This is a genomic window from Gluconobacter sp. P1C6_b, assembly GCF_018811945.1.
GTDB lineage: Bacteria > Pseudomonadota > Alphaproteobacteria > Acetobacterales > Acetobacteraceae > Gluconobacter.
In genome coordinates, this window is the sequence record NZ_JACRVU010000021.1 from 1 (window position 1) to 21047 (window position 21047).

Annotated in this window: 13 protein-coding genes and 1 pseudogene; 9 read left to right on the forward strand and 5 right to left on the reverse strand. The window is 57.6% G+C overall.

Going from position 1 to position 21047, the window contains the following annotated elements; all coding sequences use genetic code 11:
* Nucleotides 1–857, reverse strand: a pseudogene (locus KP701_RS12645) (IS3 family transposase); the annotation flags it as partial.
* 103 nt (nt 858–960) lie between these two features.
* On the opposite strand from KP701_RS12645, the gene KP701_RS12650 reads away from it, so the two are divergent.
* Nucleotides 961–2070, forward strand: coding sequence for an IS110 family transposase (locus KP701_RS12650; RefSeq protein WP_103143233.1), 1110 nt, complete (start codon nt 961–963; stop codon nt 2068–2070).
* Between the two features lie 642 nt (nt 2071–2712).
* Here KP701_RS12650 and KP701_RS12655 read toward each other — a convergent pair.
* On the reverse strand, nt 2713–3867 hold the full coding sequence (locus KP701_RS12655; RefSeq protein ID WP_145994768.1) for a hypothetical protein: 1155 nt from the start codon (nt 3865–3867) through the stop codon (nt 2713–2715).
* A gap of 722 nt (nt 3868–4589) precedes the next feature.
* Here KP701_RS12655 and KP701_RS12660 point away from each other — a divergent pair.
* Nucleotides 4590–5681, forward strand: coding sequence for a hypothetical protein (locus tag KP701_RS12660; RefSeq protein WP_215747423.1), 1092 nt, complete (start codon nt 4590–4592; stop codon nt 5679–5681).
* Nucleotides 5682–5694: 13 nt separating this feature from the next.
* Here the strand turns inward: KP701_RS12660 and KP701_RS12665 are convergent, their stop codons facing one another.
* Nucleotides 5695–6321, reverse strand: a complete 627-nt coding sequence (locus tag KP701_RS12665; protein ID WP_215747424.1) for an SOS response-associated peptidase — start codon at nt 6319–6321, stop codon at nt 5695–5697.
* A gap of 624 nt (nt 6322–6945) precedes the next feature.
* On the opposite strand from KP701_RS12665, the gene KP701_RS12670 reads away from it, so the two are divergent.
* The 7 genes from KP701_RS12670 (at nt 6946) to KP701_RS12700 (ending at nt 18848) form a co-directional block, all read left to right on the forward strand.
* Nucleotides 6946–7731 carry an ImuA family protein gene (locus KP701_RS12670; protein ID WP_215747425.1) on the forward strand — a complete coding sequence of 262 codons (786 nt, stop codon included), beginning with the start codon at nt 6946–6948 and terminating at the stop codon, nt 7729–7731.
* Nucleotides 7622–9151, forward strand: coding sequence for a DNA polymerase Y family protein (locus tag KP701_RS12675; protein ID WP_252345610.1), 1530 nt, complete (start codon nt 7622–7624; stop codon nt 9149–9151). Before KP701_RS12670 ends, KP701_RS12675 begins: the two co-directional genes overlap by 110 nt.
* Nucleotides 9151–9384, forward strand: coding sequence for a hypothetical protein (locus KP701_RS12680; protein ID WP_215747426.1), 234 nt, complete (start codon nt 9151–9153; stop codon nt 9382–9384). Before KP701_RS12675 ends, KP701_RS12680 begins: the two co-directional genes overlap by 1 nt.
* A gap of 3 nt (nt 9385–9387) precedes the next feature.
* Entirely contained in the window at nt 9388–12528 is a 3141-nt protein-coding gene (locus tag KP701_RS12685; protein WP_215747427.1) for an error-prone DNA polymerase, read from the forward strand.
* 312 nt (nt 12529–12840) lie between these two features.
* Entirely contained in the window at nt 12841–15546 is a 2706-nt protein-coding gene (locus KP701_RS12690; RefSeq protein ID WP_215747428.1) for a DNA methyltransferase, read from the forward strand.
* A 3-nt stretch (nt 15547–15549) separates the two neighbouring features.
* Nucleotides 15550–17643: a DEAD/DEAH box helicase gene (locus KP701_RS12695; RefSeq protein ID WP_215747429.1), complete on the forward strand. Its 2094-nt coding sequence runs from the start codon at nt 15550–15552 to the stop codon at nt 17641–17643.
* A complete protein-coding gene (locus KP701_RS12700) occupies nt 17643–18848 on the forward strand; it encodes a GIY-YIG nuclease family protein (protein WP_215747430.1) in 1206 nt (401 codons plus the stop codon). The genes KP701_RS12695 and KP701_RS12700 overlap by 1 nt, the downstream gene beginning before the upstream one ends.
* A gap of 136 nt (nt 18849–18984) precedes the next feature.
* Here KP701_RS12700 and KP701_RS12705 read toward each other — a convergent pair whose 3' ends face one another.
* Both KP701_RS12705 and KP701_RS12710 read right to left on the reverse strand, forming a co-directional pair.
* Nucleotides 18985–19830: a hypothetical protein gene (locus KP701_RS12705; protein ID WP_252345611.1), complete on the reverse strand. Its 846-nt coding sequence runs from the start codon at nt 19828–19830 to the stop codon at nt 18985–18987.
* Nucleotides 19831–20057: 227 nt separating this feature from the next.
* Nucleotides 20058–21008: an O-antigen ligase gene (locus KP701_RS12710; protein ID WP_252345612.1), complete on the reverse strand. Its 951-nt coding sequence runs from the start codon at nt 21006–21008 to the stop codon at nt 20058–20060.
* Nucleotides 21009–21047 lie beyond the last annotated feature (39 nt).

The window sequence follows — 21047 nt, forward strand, 5'->3', positions numbered from 1 at the left end:
TGTCGTAAATTGCGACCCCTGGTCAGTATTGAAAATGTCCGGGGCGCCATAGCGCATGAGGGCATCCTGTAGCGCCTCGATACAGAACTCCACGTCCATCGTGTTCGACAGACGCCAGGACAGGACCTTGCGCGTGAACCAGTCCATGATCGCCACGAGATAGAGAAATCCCCGTTTCATGGGAATATATGTGATATCGGAACACCAGACCTGGTCAGGCCGATTGATGACCAGATCCCGCAGCAGATAGGGATATTTCCGATGCTCCGGATGGGGCACGGTCGTGCGCGGCTTCTGGTAGATCGCCCGCAGGCCCATGAGCCGCCGGACCCGCTTGCGGCCCACTTCATGTCCCAGGCGGCGCAGATGCCATGTCATCTGCCGTGAGCCATAATACGGCGTTTCCAGGAACTGGCCGTCGATCAGCCGCATCAACGCCAGATTGGCCTCGCTCTGTGGCGCAGGCCGATAGTAGACGCCAGACCGGTTGAGATGCAGCAGCGTGCATTGCCGCACGACCGAAAGCCGGGGACGCTGTGGGTCAATCATCTGCCGCCTCTGATCACGCCCAACCGAACAGAGGCATCGCGTAAAAAATCCCGTTCCACGAGAAGCTCGCCAATCTTCGCGTGCAGTTTCTCCACATCGGCAGGGCTGACCAGGGGCTCAGACACCGCCTTCCCCGAAAAGGTTGCCGCCATGCCCTCGACTGCCTGGCGCTTCCACTGGGCAATCATCGTCTGATGCACACCATGTTTCGAAGCCAGTTCCGCCAGCGTCAGCTCCCCACGGATCGCCTCCAGCGCAACCCGTGACTTGAACTCCGCCGCATACCTCTTGCGCGTAACCTTGCCCATAAAACCCGTCCTCTTTCAGGTCGGATTATAGACCCAATGACCGTCATTCGCCTCGTTTTCCGAGGTCAGGGGGAGCGTAAGCTCACTTTGTCAGGAGAGGAGAATGACAATGTCGACTGCGAAATTTATTGGCCTGGACGTTCACAAGGAGACAATTGCCGTGGCGGTCGCCAATGACGGGCGATCGGGAGAGATCCGGTTCCACGGGACTATTCCCAACACGCCCGATGCCATACGGCGCCTGGTGGCACGCCTGGCAGCGCCCGATGTCACGCTCCACTTCTGCTATGAAGCAGGCGGCTGTGGATATGGTATCTATCGTCAGTTGACCGACCTGGGCGTGGAATGCAGCGTCATCGCCCCATCTGTAATACCGCGCAAGCCAGCCTACAGGGTGAAGACGGACAGGAGAGACGCCCAGATGCTGGCGCGCCTGCTGCGCTCGGGCGAACTGACAGCAATCTGGGTGCCGGACGAGGCGCACGAAGCCATCCGGGATCTGATCCGGGGACGTCGGCAGGCGAAACAGGATCTGGTTGCCAGCCGGCAAACAGTATTGAGCTTCCTGCTTCGCCATGGGCGCAAATTCACCGGGCGATCGAATTGGACCAAGGCGCATTGGCGCTGGCTCAGTGAGCAGGCCTTCGACGCACCGCATCAGCAATTCGTGTTCGGTGAAGGTATCCGACGGATTGAGGAGGCACAGCATCGCTGCGACAGGCTGGACTCCATGCTGGTGGAAGCACTGCCGCAATGGTCGCTGGCTCCTCTGGTTCAGGCGTTGCAGGCCCTCCGTGGTGTCGGGCTCGTGGTGGCCGCGACCTTGGTTGCCGAAATTGGCGATCTCAGTCGCTTTGATACGCCCAAGCAACTGATGAGCTGGCTTGGCCTAGTTCCCTCGGAGGCGTCCAGCGGCGCCCGCACCCGCCGTGGTGCGATAACAAAGACGGGGAACCGGGAGGCACGGGCGATGCTGGTAGAGGCGGCATGGTCGTATCGCCTGCCGGCGCGCGAAGAGAGGCGATATCAAATGCGCGTCGAAGGCTTGCCGGAGGATATCAGGGCCATCGCGTGGAAAGCCCAGGTCCGTCTTTGTCAGCGCTACCGCTTGTTGGCATCGACCGGAAAGGCCCTGCCAAAAGTGATTACGGCGATCGCCCGCGAGCTGGTCGGGTTCATCTGGGATATCGGTCGACGTATACAGCCAATCTGATAGGGAATTCCGCGCCCGATTATTGGACCTGACGGGCGTGCCGCGAAGACCAGGCAAGATGGGTAATCCTCGTTGTAAGCTGGGGCAGGTTTCGACCGACGCCCGTCTATAGAGAGAGGAAGGCCCACGACGGAAATGGGAAATGCGGTAGCCAACCCGCGGATGAGAGCATGATCAATCGTCGTCGATCGGCTCGCGGCACACCCGTCAGGTCCACTATCAGTTTTTGGTCACACCAGACACCAGTCATGGTGTAGGCTTCTTGCAACTGCACTCCCCTAATGACGGTCATGAGAGCTTATTGCCCTGTCCGAAAAATGGGGTCCACCTCTGTCGATGCCAAAATCTCCGGTCGAAGTTTCTCGCCAAATTAGTTCAAGGTCGGCCAACTTGGCCTGAATGGCCGCGATGCCCTTTCGTTCAGTGGCATAGTATCTCCGCATGATTCAGGTTTCCAATTTTTGCAGCTCTTATACGATTATCACCGCTTCGGGGAGTAAGTCATGCTGCGTCGTGCATGGATGTCGCAGAAGGGCTGAGAGCCGCTTCAAGCCGGGCAAGCGCTGCCCTAGAAAGTGATCTCAAGAGGGGGTGTTCAGCGTCCCCGCTGCCGACGTCAAAGCCCATCGCTAGACCATCAGTTCAGCCTCGAATGAACGGGCCGGCAAGGAGCTCGTCAAAGGACCACCTTTGTATCGGTTCCGATGGAATGCAGACGGAAAGATCGTGCTGCCACCTCCCAAGGCCCTTGACGCTGAGGTTTACGCGAATTGGTAACCAATTGTTCGTAGGCGTGTTAGCAAGAATTTGGATACCAAAGACGCGCTCGACGCATAGAAGCGGAGTGTATTGCTGGTTGTCGGTGGGGTTGAAGTAGGGGATTGCTGCCAAGCGGATTATCTCAAGATTCAGGTAGCGATCAAGCCACGGTGAACCAGCAAGCAGGTTGTAATACTCGGCAAACCTCGTCCCAAAATCGCGGTGAAACGGGCTTTCGCCCATCTGATGCGATAGGCACGTCTTCACCTGCTGCGGCAAGGCGTCCACGCCGGACACCATGGCCCATTTGCCGTTGCTGGTCATCAGGTCATGGCTATCCGACAATGCCCACATCTTCGGAATGTCGGCAGCTGGAATCCGTTCGGCACTCGGGAAAACCAGACACCGAACCGTGTAGCAGCCAGTTGTCTCCCTGGTGACAGACGGCTTAGCCCTCAACGCGCGTCCGTCTCCAAGCTCATTCACAAGGACAAATCGATCTTTGACCGCGGTTTGTTCGTAACGATCGGCAAACGTGATCAAGTTATGAACATCGCCGTCAATGAAGCTCTGCAGATGGAAGCTCCATACTTCACCTTCAACGCCCAGAAATTTGCCAACGAATACGATGTCGGGTCCGATAGCGATAAGGTCGGCATTGGGCTGCCCAACTGAGAGGACATTGCGCTGTCTTTCGGCGCACTTCCCCTCGTGCTCGGCTTTCATCTCGCGAAGCACTTCAGCTGTGTAGGTCGCCTCGTCCCGGTCGATAAGGTCGGCGTGGGTTGCACACAACCAAATAGCATTGGAGATGTGAGTGCGCTCCTCGCGGGTCATTGACGCGAGATAGCGCCGCGCGCCTGGTCCAGGGGCGGCAGCATGAATGTGCGCTGCCTTACCGATCATGTTTACAGCCTCGGGCGATTCATCGCTTGGGCCTGATGTCGGCTGGGGGCAATCACGAAACGAACAATGATGATTGGCGCGAAGCGCGACTGCATTCTTTGTGCTACGGGAGAATTCGTCGCGGTTACTCATCACACCTTAATATCCGAACAGCGCGCTTGCTGCCAGCATTCCGAATGCCGCTTCCGCTTACATGCCCTCGTTAATCAAAGTCTGCTTGTTGTTGTGGTGCAGCTATCCCCGACAGTCTATTCTTGACCGGGTCTCGCCATAAGGCGAATGTCCGGTATCCGCATTCGCTGATCGTAAGCTGACTGGCAATAAGCCCTCCAAGTCAGCCGCGAGCCTCAGAATAGTTACAGACCTGCGTGAGTTGGAATGTCTCTCGCAAAGAGGGCCAGGGACGATCAGGCTGTCCTTCCGTGAGCAGACTTTGTCCTTGCATGAGCGTCCGTGGAACACGCCTTGAAAAGACCTTTGCGGGTCTTTTTTGTGCCCCACCCCTATGTCCGATAATAAGAATTAACGGACATAGGGGGTGAAGAGGGGGCGATTTTTGGAAAAAAGACTGAGACTTACCTTTTGAGGATATTAGGGTAATTGAATGCTGTTGCTACGGGCCGCTTGGTGGTATTGAAGGCTCATAGGCGAGAGACGCAGCGCGCCTTCCGGCCTGTGAAATAACGGAAAAGTCTCTCAGACAAACAGTCATGACATCCTGTTCGGAGTGTGGCGCAAATCAGGCCCTGTGACTCATCCTTCCGGTCGAGGACTCAAATGACGATTTCCCTTGAAGCGCTCAAAACGCAGGTCCATCTTGGAGACCATCCGAAAAGCGACGCCTCATAGGATCAATGGTTCCTCCGTTCGCCGAGAGGCTCACCCGTTTCAGTCTCGAACTGGGACGTCTGGATCAGGCGCTGAGACATGGCTCGGCTGTACCTGCCGTCCTGTTCCGGCAACGCCTGGTTGCGATTCAGCGCCATAGCGCTGTTGACGGCTGGCTGATCGATCCCTGGTATCTGGTTGCCGAACTGCATGGCCTCGTGCCGAAAGTGGTTGGCCAGGACGGCTATGAACGCGGTACCGCCGTGGATGCGGCATCCCATGCCTTTACGCTCTGGCGCTGGTACGCTCGCCCGGATGCTATGCAGGCGAGTGCCATTACCGAAGCCGAAGCGTTCCTGAATGATCAGTCATCAGGGTGGGGATCGATCCTTGATGCGGGGATCGCTTTTCATCGCTGGTTACAGGCCGGTCACCCCCGTGCTCCCTTCTGCGCGGCGTTAAGCCGGTACTGGCACTCCCATGATATTCTCCGGGCGCCCTTGATCCTGACCGGCATAGAAGCACTCACCCCGGGAACGCCTTGGGAGATCGAGCCCTGGCTGTGCTGGTGGCTCGATGCTCTTCTAGCCGAGGTCCGAGAAGCGCTCGATCTTCTGCGCCAGCTGGAGCGAGCCAGGACACAGGCGCTTGATAAGTGCGGCGCACAGCGTCGTCATTCCCGTGCGCCCCAAGCGGTCAATGTGCTGGCCATCCAGCCGCTCGTGTCTGCCTCTATGCTGGCGGATCGTCTGGGCATGTCGATGAAAAGCGCGCTGCAGCTTCTCAGTGCATTCCAGGACCGAGGCATTGTTGTGGAAGTCACGCACCGAACGGCTCATCGCCTGTTTGGTCTGGCTGGCATGGGAGCGCTCCGAGACGTTGTGAAACCTCCATCACGCCCCATCCCCGGCCGCAAGCGCGGCCGGCCCCGTAAGGATGATCCTTTCACGACGCAATCTATCCCGGAGGAAGAGATTACGCAGCTTCTTCCGCCAACGCGGTTGGACCCGGTTCAGTTCGACTATGAGGATCTGGCTGCAGCCATGAAACAGGCTGATGAAGCCATGTTGAGAAGCTCCCGGCTAATCGCCCGCCTCAAGGGACAGAGGGCCAGCTAGACCCCTCGTCTGCTCAAAGAACCTGAAGGGATGACTCTTGCAACGGTCTCTGGAGCTGCAGAGCGACCGGTGCGGGGGCCGTCAGCCAGGTTTCGATCTCCTCCTGGCGTTCCAGAATGACGGGCATCGCTTTGGGATGATAAGGCGCGACCACAGCGTTGGCTTCCGTGGTCAGGAAGCCGAAAAGATCGACCGTGACCTCGCCTTCCTTGAGTTTGCGCACCGAGGTCCAGGACGTCCAGATCCCGGCAAAAAAGCGGAGAGGCTTCGTCTCATCGGCGGCAAACCACACTGGATGAAACGATCCGTCATCCTGACGCGCCTGTTCCGAGAAAGCCGTAAACGGTACCACGCAGCGATGAGGAACGCCCAGCCAGCGGCGCCAGTGCGGAGACGCCGTATTGCGGATGTTCGTCACCCCGCGGTCAACCTTGCGCCCTTTGAGGGCGAACGCCGGCGATGGCATGCCCCACCGGGCCAGAACCAGCTCCCGGCCGTCCTGTCCATTGCGCACAATCGGAGCCGCGTAATCCGGATAGATGTCGGGCATGGGCGGAAGATTGCCCGTATGGTCACTGAGAACCTGCGCAATGGCGCGGATCTCATCCTGCGAGGAGGTCTGGGCGTACAGATTACACATGAGCACTCTTCTGTTCTGAGCTTCGGTGCCCGTCAAAAAAGATAGTGGGAAGAAAAACACCGACCACTACGCCCACGTTTCCTTCTCAGGAAAATAAAAAGCCTGTTTGTAATTGCGCGGTGGAATTGTGGGCAGAGCCGCTTCCTGTGGTCAGCTCGTCAGAGCTGTCCCCGGGAAGGGAGTGACCGCCGTGAAGGCGGCTGTCCACAACTCCACGGCTACTGCCTTGCTTTCAGACCGATGAGGGAGGGCCTTCACCTCCGCTTAAAAGTTCATTGCGCTCAAGAGGCGCTGAATCTGAGAGAAGAGAGGCCCGGCCTATTCGTGCTGGCGGTTGATCAGGAGAGGGAGGAAGCGCCTTATTTCAGTTTCCACCTTTTTTACAGAGGCGGTCCCGCACAGCGACTTCTTCCGCCTTTCCGGTTTCCCTGGAGCGCATGGCGAAAGGAACTGGAGAGACGCTTGAATGGAAATGCGCTGCAATTCACAATTTAGGACCGGTAGGCTCGGCGGAGAGGTTCTACAAAGCCATGCTTGGGCCCTTCACCTGTCCGTAGAGCATCAAATTTAACTTGCGTCCCACGTTCGTTTGTTCTCTTTCTGTTCTCGTTAAGGAGAACAGCCATGACTTCGAACGCGCTGGCGCGTCTGCGCGAGCAGGTCCGATGCCTGGAGCGTCGGAGCCTGCCCCATTCTACAATCCGGATGTTGCCAACAGGTCTGCAGCCGGTCGATAACCATTTGGGCGGTGGTCTCAGAACCGCCAGTCTGCATGACGTCCTGGTGCCCGATGCGCTCGAGGTCGGGGCCAGCCTCGCCCTGCTACTGCCCCTGCTCGCCCACAGCGGCCAGCCTGTCTTCTGGCTCGGTGCGGTTCCCTCTCAGCTCCATGCCTGGGGACTGCGCCAGACCGGGATCTCACTTCGTCGCCTGGTCTGCATTGAAAGCGATGAGGCCAGTATTCTGGCTGTCGCTGAAGACATCCTGCGCAGCCCCGAACATGCCCTCGTCGTGATAGGCGGCCCGCGCGTTCCCTCCCTGACGGAAGTGCGGCGTCTGAATCTGGCGGCCGAGGCGAGTGGCAATACCGGCTTCTTCCTGCGGTCTGCCGCACCCTCTCGCACGCCCGGCAAGGATCCCTGTGCCTGCGCCACGCGATGGCAGGTCACGTCTGCCCCCTCAGCGCCGCTCTTCCTGCCGGGACTGGCGATGCCGCTACCCGGTCCCCGCCGTCTTTCCGTCTCGCTGCTGCGGCTGCGTGGAGGACGCCCCGCCCACTGGTTCCTCGACTGTCCCGATCATGCGCCGTTTTCTCGCCCTGTGGATGCCCTTCTGGCGCACCGAGCGCCTTCAGCTCTCACAGCCGGAGCACTACCCGGCCGAGCGTCCGCTTGTCGTGCACGCGCCTGAGCACAACCGCCAGATGCTCACAGGCGTCAGTCCGGCGGCCCTGGCAGCAGGGCTGACGTCCGGCCTGCCGCTCGCCCAGGCCCGCAGCCTTGTGCCGGATCTGTTGTGTGCCGAACAGGACAACGAAGCCGATAACGAAGCCCTGTCAGAGCTGTGTTCATGGCTGCTCTGGCTCTCGCCGCTTCCGGCCCTCGATGCACCGGACGGGCTGTTCAGTGATACGACCGGCTGCGACCATCTGTTCGGGGGCGAAGAAGCCATGCTGTCGCTCGTCCGGCAACGCCTGACAGAGCGGGGCCATGTCTGTTCGGTCGCGCTCAGTGACAGCGCGGCCGCCTCGCGTGCCTTGGCCCGATCCCGGATCAACCGGGTCTGTCTCGTCCCGCCCGGCCAGCAGAAGCGGGCGCTGGAACGTCTGCCCTGTTCGGCGCTGCCGCTGGCAGAAGAGACGGTCGCGCGTCTCAGGCGACTGGGGCTGGAGACCATCGGCGCCCTTGCCGATCTGCCGCGCGCGCCCCTGGCCAAGCGGTTTGGCGCGAAACTTCTGACCTGTCTGGATGAAGCCCTTGGCCGTCAGGCGAGGCCGCTGAACGTATTTCAGATCCACGACCGGATCTCATTGTCCCGCTCGCTTGTCGAGCCGATCGGGACAGCGGAGGCGATCGCAACCGTAATCGAGACCCTTGTGCCAGAAGCCTGCGCTCTGCTGTCCCGTCGCGGCGAAGGCGCGCGGCAGATCGATTTTGTCTGTGTCCGCGTTGACAGCACCGTTCAGGCCATTCGGGTTGGTACGTCCGATCCGACTTCAGACAACTCCCGGATCCTGCGTCTCCTCAGAGACCAGATTTCGCAGATTGATCCCGGCTTTGGCATCGAGGGCGTCACCCTGACCGTGAGTGTCAGCGAGCCCCTTGAAGCTGGGCCGGATCGCCCGGTGTTACCGGACACAGACGATCTTCAGACGGAGACTCTCCCGGCAAACCTGATTGACCGGCTGATGAACCGGCCCGGTGTCCGCGCGGTCTATCAGCTCGCCCCCCGGGTCGCCGCCTGGCCGGAAGAGGCCCAGTCTCGCCTTTCTCCGGGCGACGTGGCAGAACGCGCCGACGCGCGCCAGATGCTCTGGGTGCGACCGAACATTCTGTTCGATCTGCCCGTCCGGGTGCGGGTCACGGCCCTGCTCCCGGACGGTGCGCCGCGCCAGTTCGTGCTCAGACGCCAGACCCATCGTATTGCTGCCGCTGACGGCCCCGAGCGCGTGCAGGGCGAGTGGTGGCGCACTCCCTGTGACTACGCCGCCTTGCGCGATTACTGGCAGGTCGAGACCACCACCGGCCTACGCCTGTGGCTGTTCCGTCAGGGCGACGGGATCCATGACTGGTCCGGCTCCGGGGACTGGTTCCTGCAGGGTCTGTTCTGATGACACGGCCTGACGATCTGATCCCGGCTGATGCGGCCGAGATTGCCGATGCCCTGATGCACAGCCTGCGCTATGACGGCCGCCGCCGCGTGCATGATGCCGACGAACTCATGGCCCGCCTTGTGGCCGAACGCCTGGTCGAGCATCTGCAGCGCTGCGGCTTCGTGCTGATGCGAAGCACCCCGCCGACCGCGCCAGACACCAGTCGGCATCCCCATCCGCATCGGCGCTGAGACATGAGCGCGCCTTACGTCGAACTGCAGGTGACGTCGTCGTTCTCCTTCCTGCGCTCGGGCAGCCAGCCGGACGAGCTTGTCTTCCAGGCCAAAGCCCTGGGCCATGACACGATCGGCCTGACCGACCGGCACACCGTGGCCGGGGTTGTCCGTGCCCATCTCGCCGCCCGCGAGGCGGGCCTGCGACTTTTGCCGGGATGCCGCCTCGACCTGCGGGATAGCAGCGTCCTGCTGGCCTATCCCCGCAACCGGGTGGGCTGGGCGTCTCTGTGTCGCCTCCTGACGCTCGGCCATCACCGGGGTGAGCGGGATGTGCTCGTGCTGGACTGGAGCGATCTCGCCCCGGCCGCCGCCGATCTGCTGCTGATCCTGCTGCCTCCCGACGATCTGGCGGATCTTTCCAGACAGATGACACAGCTGCTGGCTTTGCCGGGGCAAAGGGCAGGCGAAGAAGAGGGGCGCTATCTGGCCCTGACCCTGCTGCGCCGTCCGGGCGATCAGGCCCGTCTGCACGCGCTCGCCGCGATCGCAGAACAACAGGGCCTGGCCTGTGTGGTGACAGGTAACGTGCTCTATCATGATGCGCGCCGTCATATCCTGCTCGATGTCGTCACCGCCATCCGGGAAGGCTGCACGCTGGATGATCTCGGGGATCACCGCCAGCCCCATGCCGATCGCCACCTGAAAGCCCCGGAGGAGCAGGCGCGTCTGTTTGCCGCCTTTCCGGAGGCACTGGCCAACACACGCCGGATCGCGCAGGCCTGCGCTTTCAGTCTCGATGACCTGAAATACCAGTATCCCACCGAGACGGATCATCCGGAAGAAGGGGCACAGGAGACCCTGACCCGCCTGGTGCAGGCCGCCCTGCCGCGCCGTTATCCGGCCGGGGTTCCATCCGGGGTGGAACGTCAGCTCGCCCATGAGCTGGGCCTGATCGGATCGCTGGACTATGCGCCCTACTTCCTGACAGTGAACACCATCGTCCGCCAGGCGCGGGCTCTGGGCATTGTCTGTCAGGGACGGGGATCGGCGGCCAACTCGGCGGTCTGCTATGTGCTTGGCATCACCAGCATTGACCCGGTGCGCTCGGGTCTGCTGTTCGAGCGGTTCATTTCCGCCGAGCGGAAAGAGCCGCCTGACATCGACGTGGATTTCGAGAGCGACCGCCGCGAGGAAGTCATCCAGTGGATCTACCGCCATTACGGCCGCCATCGCGCCGCCCTGTGCGCCACGGTGCAGCGCTATCAGCCCAAAGGCGCGTTGCGCGAGGTCGGCAAGGTGCTGGGCCTGCCGGAGGATCTGACGGGCCAGCTTTCAAAGCATGTGGCCTCATCCCTGGCCGATCCGGATCTGTGCAAGGCACGCGTGGCCGATCTTGGCCTGAACCTGAAGGATCGGCGGCTGCTCCTGACCTTCCATCTCGCGCGCCTGCTTCTGGGCTTTCCCCGCCAGCTCGGCACCCATCCGGGCGGCTTCGTGCTGACCGAGGACCGGCTGGATGAACTCGTCCCCCTGATGCCGGTCGCCATGGAAGGACGGCAGATCATTGTCTGGGACAAGGACGATATTGACGCGCTGCGTTTTATGAAGGTCGATGTTCTGGGCCTGGGCATGCTGGGCTGTCTGCGTCGCGGCTTCGAGCTGCTGCACGACTTTTACCAGACCCGCATGGATCTCGCCTCGATCCCGGCCGAGGATCCGCAGACCTACGCCATGATCCGCAAGGCCGATACGCTCGGTACCTTCCAGATCGAGAGCCGGGCGCAGATGTCGATGCTGCCGCGCATGGAGCCTGCGACCTTCTATGATCTGGTGATCCAGGTGGCGATCGTGCGGCCGGGGCCGATCCAGGGCGACATGGTCCATCCCTATCTGCGCCGGCGTGAGAAACTGGAGCCTGTCACCTATCCGTCCGAGACCCTGCGCGGAATCCTTGGCAAAACCTTGGGCGTGCCGCTGTTCCAGGAGCAGGCCATGCAGGTGGCCATCCATTGCGCGGGCTTCACGGCAGGCGAGGCGGATCAGCTACGCCGCGCCATGGCGACTTTCAAGATGACGGGCGGGGTCTCACCGTTCCGGGACAAGCTGGTGAACGGCATGCTGGCCAATGGCTATGAGCAGGACTTTGCCGAGCAGACCTTCGCGCAGCTTGAAGGCTTTGGCAGCTATGGCTTCCCCGAAAGCCATGCCGCCTCCTTTGCTCTGATTGCCTATGCCTCGGCCTGGATGAAATGCCATTACCCGGATGTGTTCTGTGCCGCCCTGCTGAACAGCCAGCCCATGGGATTTTATGCCCCCTCGCAGATCGTTCAGGACGCACAGCGCCATGGGGTGGAAGTCCGACCGATCTGTATCAACGCTTCACGATGGGACTGCACGCTGGAGCGGACCCGCACCGGCCGGCATGCGGCCGTAAGGCTGGGCTTTCGGATGGTGAAGGGGCTGGCGAACGGCCATGGGGCCGCCCTGATTGCGGCCCGGATGCCGGACTATGAGAGTATTGACGATGTCTGGCGCCGTGCGGATGTGCATGTGACAGCCCTGGAATGTCTGGCGGAGGCTGATGCGTTTCGGGTGTTCGGGCAAATGCGCCGTGCAGCCCTGTGGTCAATCAAAGGGTTGGCGGACACGGCCCTGCCGTTGTTTGAGGCAGCGGATCGGGGACGGAACTTTCCGCTGCCGGAGGTGATCGAGCCGGAGATTACCTTGCCACTGATGTCAGAGCGGGCGTCGGTGCATGAGGACTACCGGGCGACGGGACTCAGTCTGAACGGGCATCCCGTCGCGTTCCTCCGGGAGGACTTACGAAAAGAAGGGGGCGTTCGTTGTGGGGATCTTCCGTATCTACGGGATGGACGCCGGATCCAGCTCACCGGATTGGTGTTGATGCGGCAGAAGCCAGGGACGGCCAACGGCACCATGTTCGTCACGATCGAGGACGAAACCGGCACAGCCAATCTGATTGTCTGGAAGGATGTGCAGGAGAAACACCGGCTTCCTCTTCTCGCGTCCCGTCTTCTGGCCTGCAAGGGACGGCTTCAGAAGGAAGGCGATGTGATCCATGTCGTTGTGCTCAGTCTGGAAGACCGCACGCCATCGCTTCAGGGATCGGAGCTGCTGAAGGCACGGGACTTCCGTTAGGGAAGCACATCGGCACGGGCAACTTTCTTCTAAGAAGAAAAATTCTTGTTGATGTTGAACCTGTGGAATTGTGGGCAGAGCCGCGCCCTGTAGTCAGCCTGCAGGGCTGTCCATCAGGACGCGAGCGGCCGTGGAACGGCTGTCCATAAGTCCATGGGAGGCTCATGCCGGTATAGCCAACAGCAGTGATACACAAACATAGGCGTCCTTCTCCCGACGTCCCGGCCTTACCTTGTCATATGTGACACACGGTTGCAGTAATATCGCCAGTTGTTTGATCCTGCTGAACTCTGCTGCACACCAAGGCCCGACATGAACCCGACTGAAATCTACGATGCCCTCTCCAAGATCGCAGAGGTGTCCTTTGATGCAGAGGAATTTCCCTTCTCGTTTGCAGAAGCAACAGATGCCTCACAGGCGGCAATTTCAAAGCTTCGTAACGGGTCGACCAATAAATCTGACCTTCCGGGCGGGGTCTTGTTTGGCAAGCGATTTCATTATGCACCGGCCCCAGCCGGGAAGAGCGACACTACTCTTGAGCAGTTGAGAGCATCGAAGAAAACCAAATCCTCCAAACCCGCAATTTTGCTCGCAACAGATGGTGAGATGATTGCGGCGGAGCATACTCCCTCGGGCGAGACACTTCATTGCGCCTTCAAAGAGTTAGGGGATCAGTTCGGCTTCTTCCTCCCCGCTGCGGGCAAAGAGCGGTATCGTGCCGTTGAGGAAAACCCGGTCGATGTGAAGGCGACTGGGAAACTTGCCAAGCTTTATGACGCGTTAATCAGGGCAAACCCCGACTGGGCAACAGATGCACGTCGTCATGAGATGAACCAACTCATGATGCGGCTGATCTTCTGTATGTTTGCCGAAGACGTCGGTATCTTTCCAGAACAGCAATTTTCCCGCCTGATTTTCACCTATGCAGGCGATAAAGGGGAGGAAGCCCATAAGGCCATTATTGCTGCCTTCCGGGCGATGAACCTTCCCACGAACGAACGAACAGGTCTGCCCGCATGGACTGGAGAGTTGGACTATGTGAATGGTGGTCTCTTCGCTGGCGCCATTGATGCACCGAAATTCGATACTATTGCCTTCCGCTATCTGCGTGAGGCCTGTGGGTTGGATTGGGGCAAGATCAATCCGGACATTTTCGGTTCGATGATTCAGTCCGTTGCGGATCCAAAGCAACGCTCTGAACTGGGAATGCATTATACCTCAGTTCCAAATATCATGAAGGTCATAGGACCGCTTTTTCTCGATGATCTGGACGCTGAGATCCATAAGGGTTGGGATCGTGCTCGTGCACTTCAGCAAACTCTGGGTCGTATGTCCCACATCCGTGTATTTGATCCCGCCTGCGGATCTGGGAACTTCCTTGTTGTATCCTATCGAGAACTCCGGGCACGCGAGACGCGCATTATGCAGCGTCTGGAAGAGCTTGATGGCCGCAATGCCATGGGCACAAGCGAGATGTTCTCGCGCATCAAGATCGACAATTTCTACGGAATTGAAATTTCTGATTTCGCTGCTGAGACGGCAAAACTTGCACTCTTCATAGCTGAATATCAGGCCAATGCGAGTTTTAAGGCCGTTTTTGGGCGGTGCCCTGCGGCCTTACCATTGAGGGATGCCGCCCGCATTCATAGAGGCAACGCTCTAGAGATTGATTGGGAAGTCGTATGTCCGCCCCCCAACAATGATGAGGAGATTTTTATTGCGGGAAATCCGCCGTTTGTGGGGTCTAATTTTCAGACATCAGAGCAAAAGAGCGACCGCAGCGAATTATTTAAGAGTAATTTTAAATCTTATAAAAATTTAGATTACGTCGCTGCGTGGTTTTATTTGGCAACACTATACGCAGAAGCATTTGGCCGAACGAATTTCGCCTTCGTCTCGACAAATTCAATTACGCAAGGTCGTCAGGTACCTTCATTTTGGCCTCGGATACTTGAGGAGCAAAAAATAAGGTTTGCACATACATCATTCCAGTGGAGAAATAATGCATCTTCAAATGCAGCAGTTATCTGCGTTATAATTGGTTTGTGCCCTAAATATATTTCTGGAGCAAAATTATTTGATGGAAAAGTAATTAGCGATGTATCTTCTATTAGTCCGTATTTAATACCAATTAATCCCGTATATGTAGAAGGTTCTGGAAAATCTATATTTAACCTTCCTCGCATGGACTATGGGTCAAAGCCAGCCGATGGCGGAAACCTTATATTATCGACTGAGGAAAGAGACGAAATCGTTCAATTATATCCAGATTCGAACCGATTCATCCGTAAGTATCTTGGGTCTCAAGAGGTCGTTCGTGGACAGGTTCGTTATTGCATGTGGATCAAGGACCACGAAGCATCAGACGCATATCAGTACCCACCATTCCGAAAACGAATTGACGCGGTCCGTCAGTTTAGGACCGAGAGCAGTAATCCTGTTACACGCCCAACTGCTGCAACCCCGTATAAGTTTTGGTTTACAGGACCAGAAACCAAAAACCACGCTATCCTCGTCCCCAGCGTCACTTCAGAGCGCCGACCCTACCTTCCCGTGGAGTGGGTCGGAGCAGACGTCATTTCATCAAACCTCAATCAGGTCCTCTACGACGCCCCTGAATGGTGCATCGCGCTCATTGCGTCACGTTTGCATCTCGTCTGGATCGGCACGGTTTGTGGGAGACTTGAAAGCCGTTTCCGCTATTCGAACACGCTTGGTTGGAACACCTTCCCAGTCCCGAAATTCACAGACGAGCAGCTGGAAGCCCTCTCAGCCTCTGCGCGCCGCATCCTGAAATGCCGCTATTCCCACTACCCAAAAACAATCGCGGATTTATACGATCCAGACAAAATGCCTGACGACCTTCGTGCCGTGCATAAAGAAAACGATGACTTGCTGGAGAGCATGTATATCGGCCGCCCCTTCCGCAATGACACGGAACGCCTGGAGACACTCTTCAAGCTCTATGCGGCTAAGATCAAAACACTAGAAACTGCCAGCAAGAAGAAAGAGGCCTGATCCATGGTCGAGATGCTCAACGTCACCTACGGCACCTCAACAGCCAAGACGAACGCATTAGGCCAACGCCCGATGCAGGCCCGCACCTATGACGCCCGTGCCGCGCAGTTTCTCCTTCTCAAAGCCCCCCCGGCTGCGGGTAAAAGCCGTGCACTCATGTTTGTGGCACTTGATAAGCTGCTACATCAGGGGCTGGAGAAGACGATTGTCTGCGTTCCAGAAACCTCAATCGGTGGCTCTTTCCGCTCTACCGATCTGATGAGCTACGGCTTTGAGGCGAATTGGGACGTTGAGCCACGCTGGAACCTCTGTCTGACGGGCGATGACGCGAGCAAAGAAAAGGTCAAGGCGTTCCAAGCCTTTCTGCAAAGCGACGCAAAGGTTCTGGTCTGCACCCATGCGACATTCCGTTTTGGCGTTGATGCTGTCATTGAGACCAGTGGTATCGAAGCGTTTGATCGGTGCTTCATTGCGATAGACGAGTTCCATCACGTCTCGGCATCAGACAACAACCGTCTCGGCGTTATTCTGCGGAACCTGATTACCCGGGACGCCTGTCATATCATGGCTATGACGGGCAGCTATTTCCGGGGAGATTCAGACCCGGTTCTGCGAGAAGAAGACGAAGACCGCTTCACCAAAATTACCTACAGCTATTACGAGCAGTTAGAGAGCTACACCTTCCTCAAAGCCCTCGGCATCAATTACGAGTTCTATAAAGGGAACTATATCAACGGCCTTGAGGGCGTTCTGAACCCCAATAAGAAAACGATTATCCATATCCCGCATCGTGGCTCATCTGAAGCATTTGATGACAAATACAATGAAGTTGGCCGCATCCTTGATTTCTTAGGCAAGCATGAGGGGCAAGACCCTGAAACCGGCTTTGATCTGGTGCGCACAGCAGCAGGACGCCTTCTAAAGGTTGCGGATCTCGTCGATGACGGCCCCGATCGGAACAACGTGAAGACCACCCTGTCCCATGAGATTAGAGGAGCGGATGGTAAGCGCGATGATGACGCTGACAGGGCCAAAGTTGATATCATCATCGCCCTTGGCATGGCCAAGGAAGGCTTCGATTGGGTGTGGTGTGAACACGCTCTCACCATAGGCTATCGCTCATCGCTGACGGAAATCGTGCAGATCATCGGTCGTGCGACGCGTGATGCCCCTGGAAAACCGCGGGCCTTGTTCACGAATCTTGTTGCTGAGCCTGGAGTTGAAACAGGCGTCGTCACAGACGCTGTGAATGACATGCTCAAGGCGATCTCGGGTTCACTGCTCATGGAGCAGGTTCTCGCCCCGAACCTGAAATTTTACCGTCGCGAAGATGGAGATGTTCGTGCACCGATTGGTGTGGATCATGAGGGGAACGTCACGATTGGGATTAAAGGCCTTATGGAGCCCCCTACAGACCGTGCACGAGCAATTTGTGAAAAGGATATGAATGACCTGATGGCAACAGCCTATCAGGAAATGGACCGCCGTGTGCTGTCACCGGAAACTATTCCTGAAGTCGCAACACAGATGGTTCTGACGGATATCATCGAAAGACGTTACGAAACGCTCGACACTGAAGAGACTGAATCCGTTCGACAGCATCTGGCTGCAAGAATGAACGTCCTGACCTTGGCCCGCAAGCAAGCCGAACAGGGCACTGCAAGCGCGCAATCCGTCCTTGGTGCGCCACCAACCGAAACTTCTCCCGCAACAGGCGACGCGAACGATAGTGACGAGGAGATATCTGATAGCGCTCCGAACACTTTGCTGGCGATGGTGAAGAAGTTCATCAATGTTCGGGACATTGACATTGAGCTGATTGATAGCGTCAACGTCTTTCAGGAGCGTTTCGAAGTCGCGTCAAAATCTCTCAATGCTGAGATCCTCGCGCATGTGCAATCGGCCATGGTCGCTTTGCGGGTGAATATGAGTGGAGACGAAGCACGGACTTTATGGCCCCGCATTAAGGCTTTTCGTGCGACAGAAGGCCGTGAGCCCAATGTGAACTCCGCAAACACACTCGAAAAACGTATGGCTGAAGCACTTGCGTGGTTGAAGGCGGAAAAGGCGAAACGTCTGCGTGAGGCTGGACAATAATGGCGCGCCCCTCTCTGGATGATATCTTCAGCGAACATGACGAGTACGGTCTTTTAGAGATTAAGCAACGTGGCGCTCGAAGCGGCAGCGCTACGGAGCGTGGCGTCGCGGTATTACTCGATGTGACCCATTTTTTCGAGAAAAACGGGCGTTTGCCAGATCCAGAGGCTCTGTCCCATGACGAGATGAAGCTGGCGATGACATGGGAAGCGGTAAAGGCTTCACCGACAGAAAAGATGAGAGCAGCCGATCGTCTGGGTCTTCTCGACGAAAAGCCAATCGCCCCACCTCGTTCGTGGAAGGACGAAGTCCCCGAAGAGGCGATCCCGGAAAGCCTTGATGACATCTTTGATGACGACGATCTGGAGGTTGATTCTTCACGCGTCACCTTCCAACACACAACGCCGGCAAGTGAACGGGTAACCCCAGATCATCGCGCTGAGTTCATACCCTGCCGGGATTTTGAGAAATTTCGTGAACGTTTTGAGGTCGTTCAACGTGCTCTCGAGAAGGGAGAGAGAAAAGCAAGAGCAGTGAAGAAATGGGCCATTATTGAACCTATCGAAGGCGATTTTTTTATTCGTAACGGCCTACTCGCCATGATTGCGGAGAAGTCAGAGCTGACCTCACGCGGCGGTTCTCGGGATCATCGGTTGCGGATCATCTTTTCGAACGGGACAGAGAGCGACCCTTTAATGTCTTCCTTCCGCAAGTCCCTCTCGGAAGACAAGACTGCGCGCACCGTGCAGAAGGTGGGGCTTGGGCCGGTTGATCCAGAATGGGAGAGTGATCAGCTTGAACTATCTGGCACGATCTATGTCGCACGCTCGCGCTCAGAAGATCCTGCCATTCGAGAGCAGCGGATGATCTTACACAAAATCGGTGTGACCAGTCAGGACGTTGCCCGCCGTGTGGCTGATGCCCGTAACGATCCAACATTTCTACTGGCTCCAGTGGATATCGTGGCCACGTACAGCCTCAAGAACCTCTCCCGCCATAAGGTTGAGGATCTTCTGCATCGCTTTTTTGTATCTGCACGCCCTGCCGAATTATTCGTCGTGGATCGTCTTGGAAAGAAAATCTCACCAAAAGAATGGTTCTATGTGCTACCCGAGCATGTTGGACAGGCCGTTAAACTGATCGAAGACGGGCAGCTCCACCTCTTCCACTACGATGTCACAACGCAGAAAATCATTCCTATATAATGCAAGTCAGAACTGAATCGCTGCTGCTAGCCGTGGGAACCAAAAACCAACACGTTATCGCAGCTACACCAACAAACACGGGAAAGGGGCCGTAGCCACAACCCCTTATCAACGCGCGGCTCAAACAAATTAAAGATTACTCTCTCGTACCAGAAAGCACCGGTTTATTCGCAGCTGCAGCCTTCTGCGAGCTGATTGAGTTCAGATCGTCCGCCGACGCGCCCGCCTGAATCAGGGCTTTACCCGTCTGAACCTGCTGCAGCCCGGTCGTCGCTTCCTGCGCCATGTTGTCCAGGTTGATCTGGCCGGCAGTTTCAGAGGCCTTCGGGGCAACCGCCTTTTCATAGATGATGGGCGCACCATCTGGCGTTGTGGTCGGCGCACCCGGAGCAGGCGCTGCGGCTTCCACAGGTGCAGACGCAACAGCATTAGCCGGTTCACCTGAAGGCTGTGCTGTCACCACGACAGGAGCAGATGGTGCAGTCGGAGCAACCACGACGGGAGTGCTGTACGCCGCTCGATTAATGATCAGGTGGTCAGGACCATCAGAATCTGTCGGATCCTTATCATAAATGTCGACAAGCTTGTCGTTACTGCCAAAGCAGAACAAGACTGTGTGGAGCTGCGGGCGCGTCCCGGCTTTCACAGGGGCCCAGATGACTTGCGCCAATCCGAGGGTCGCGACACTGGTCACAACTTCCCCCGCCTTCATGGCAGCGCGCCCACCCGCGGTCAGGCCGGACGTGTAAATCTTATAGATATCGCAGGAACGGCCGTTCTTCTGGATCGTACCTTCGGCCTTGCCGACTGTGCTTACAACACCGAAGCGATCGGTATTCTTGTTGAACTGACTCAGGAGTACCGGCTCGGGCGCCGGCATCCCGCCGCCGCAGGCTGCCAAAAGCAGAAGGGCGGACGTAGCGAAAAGGGTTTTTGAAATGGCTTTCGGTGTCATAACGGACCTGTCGATCACGATCCCCATCTGAGTAACAGGGACACAGTATGTTGCGTTACAAGTCATATTAAGCGCTATCGTTTATTCGTCAATAGACGATATCTTTTATTTATGTTTGACATTCGGATCATGAGCCGTGTAGCGGAGGCGTATGGGAAGACCACCACTGAACATCAAAATGACGTCCGTTCGATTGAGCCCTGAAGAGCGCCAGCGCATTATCGCGCTTGTCGGGGACAGGGGCATGGCACAGTTTATTCGCGAGGCCGTTGAGAAAGAGTTAAAGCGCCGCGAGCAATCGCTGCGCCGTCAGGACGATACACCCTCAGATCCCTGACAGCTTCTGCCAACCCTGCCCCCAATAGCAGAAACGCAATCCCACCAAGCGGCATATTCAGGAAAGCGCTCTGCGACGACAGAGGCCACTCGTGTAGAACAGCAGCCCCAAAGAGACCAACGCGCCACGCAATGTCTGGGTCGGAAAGGCAAACTTGCCTTTTTGCGGCTCGCCCAAGAGCAACCCACCAGCCTCCGATCATCACCACAAACAGAGCAGCTCCAGGCAACCCACTATTTGTTGCGGCTTCAAGCACATGATTATGGGTGTGCTGGACACAGACAGACACGCCGCCTCCATCCGGTTGCAGGTCAGCGAGACCCGGCTTGAGATAGATCTTAACGCGACAATAATAGCGGAACGCATCGTCCCCTAAACCCATGACCGGATGTGCCTGGATCAGGACGACCGCACGGTTGTAAATCTGCCCATATGGGGAACCCGCAAAATGCGCGAGTTGGATGTGCGTCTTTGTGACCAGATGTCCGAAAGCGTCCGGTGACATGAACGCCAACAGCCCAATCAACACCGGGCTGGCGATCAAAAGCGCGAGCGCAGGACGCCGCAAAGACGGGAGAACTAAGGCACATACCGTTGTGCCGAGAAGAAAAGTCGCCAGAGACATTCGCTGGCCAGCCAGCACGAGCAACCCCAGAACCGGCAGAAGAGCCCCGCCCATCACGAGTGCCTTTGGCCAGGAGCGTGTCATGCCCTGCCCCAGTATCGCTCCGACAAACAGAGCAACCGGAAGACCCATCACCGCAAAAGGCGCAGACACACGGGGTTTATCGTAAGGGCCGGTAAGCGTTCCATCACCGAACCGCGGATTACCAAACAGATTATGACCTGTGACCGCCTGAAGGAGCATCTGTGCGCCCAAATACAGCACACAGACCACAATCAGACG

Coding starts and splice junctions, on each gene's coding strand:
- KP701_RS12650 (WP_103143233.1), top strand. CDS start 961: ATGACAATGTCGACTGCGAAATTTATTGGCCTGGACGTTCACAAGGAG.
- KP701_RS12655 (WP_145994768.1), bottom strand. CDS start 3,867: ATGAGTAACCGCGACGAATTCTCCCGTAGCACAAAGAATGCAGTCGCG.
- KP701_RS12660 (WP_215747423.1), top strand. CDS start 4,590: ATGGTTCCTCCGTTCGCCGAGAGGCTCACCCGTTTCAGTCTCGAACTG.
- KP701_RS12665 (WP_215747424.1), bottom strand. CDS start 6,321: ATGTGTAATCTGTACGCCCAGACCTCCTCGCAGGATGAGATCCGCGCC.
- KP701_RS12670 (WP_215747425.1), top strand. CDS start 6,946: ATGACTTCGAACGCGCTGGCGCGTCTGCGCGAGCAGGTCCGATGCCTG.
- KP701_RS12675 (WP_252345610.1), top strand. CDS start 7,622: ATGCGCCGTTTTCTCGCCCTGTGGATGCCCTTCTGGCGCACCGAGCGC.
- KP701_RS12680 (WP_215747426.1), top strand. CDS start 9,151: ATGACACGGCCTGACGATCTGATCCCGGCTGATGCGGCCGAGATTGCC.
- KP701_RS12685 (WP_215747427.1), top strand. CDS start 9,388: ATGAGCGCGCCTTACGTCGAACTGCAGGTGACGTCGTCGTTCTCCTTC.
- KP701_RS12690 (WP_215747428.1), top strand. CDS start 12,841: ATGAACCCGACTGAAATCTACGATGCCCTCTCCAAGATCGCAGAGGTG.
- KP701_RS12695 (WP_215747429.1), top strand. CDS start 15,550: ATGGTCGAGATGCTCAACGTCACCTACGGCACCTCAACAGCCAAGACG.
- KP701_RS12700 (WP_215747430.1), top strand. CDS start 17,643: ATGGCGCGCCCCTCTCTGGATGATATCTTCAGCGAACATGACGAGTAC.
- KP701_RS12705 (WP_252345611.1), bottom strand. CDS start 19,830: ATGGGGATCGTGATCGACAGGTCCGTTATGACACCGAAAGCCATTTCA.
- KP701_RS12710 (WP_252345612.1), bottom strand. CDS start 21,008: ATGCTCCTTCAGGCGGTCACAGGTCATAATCTGTTTGGTAATCCGCGG.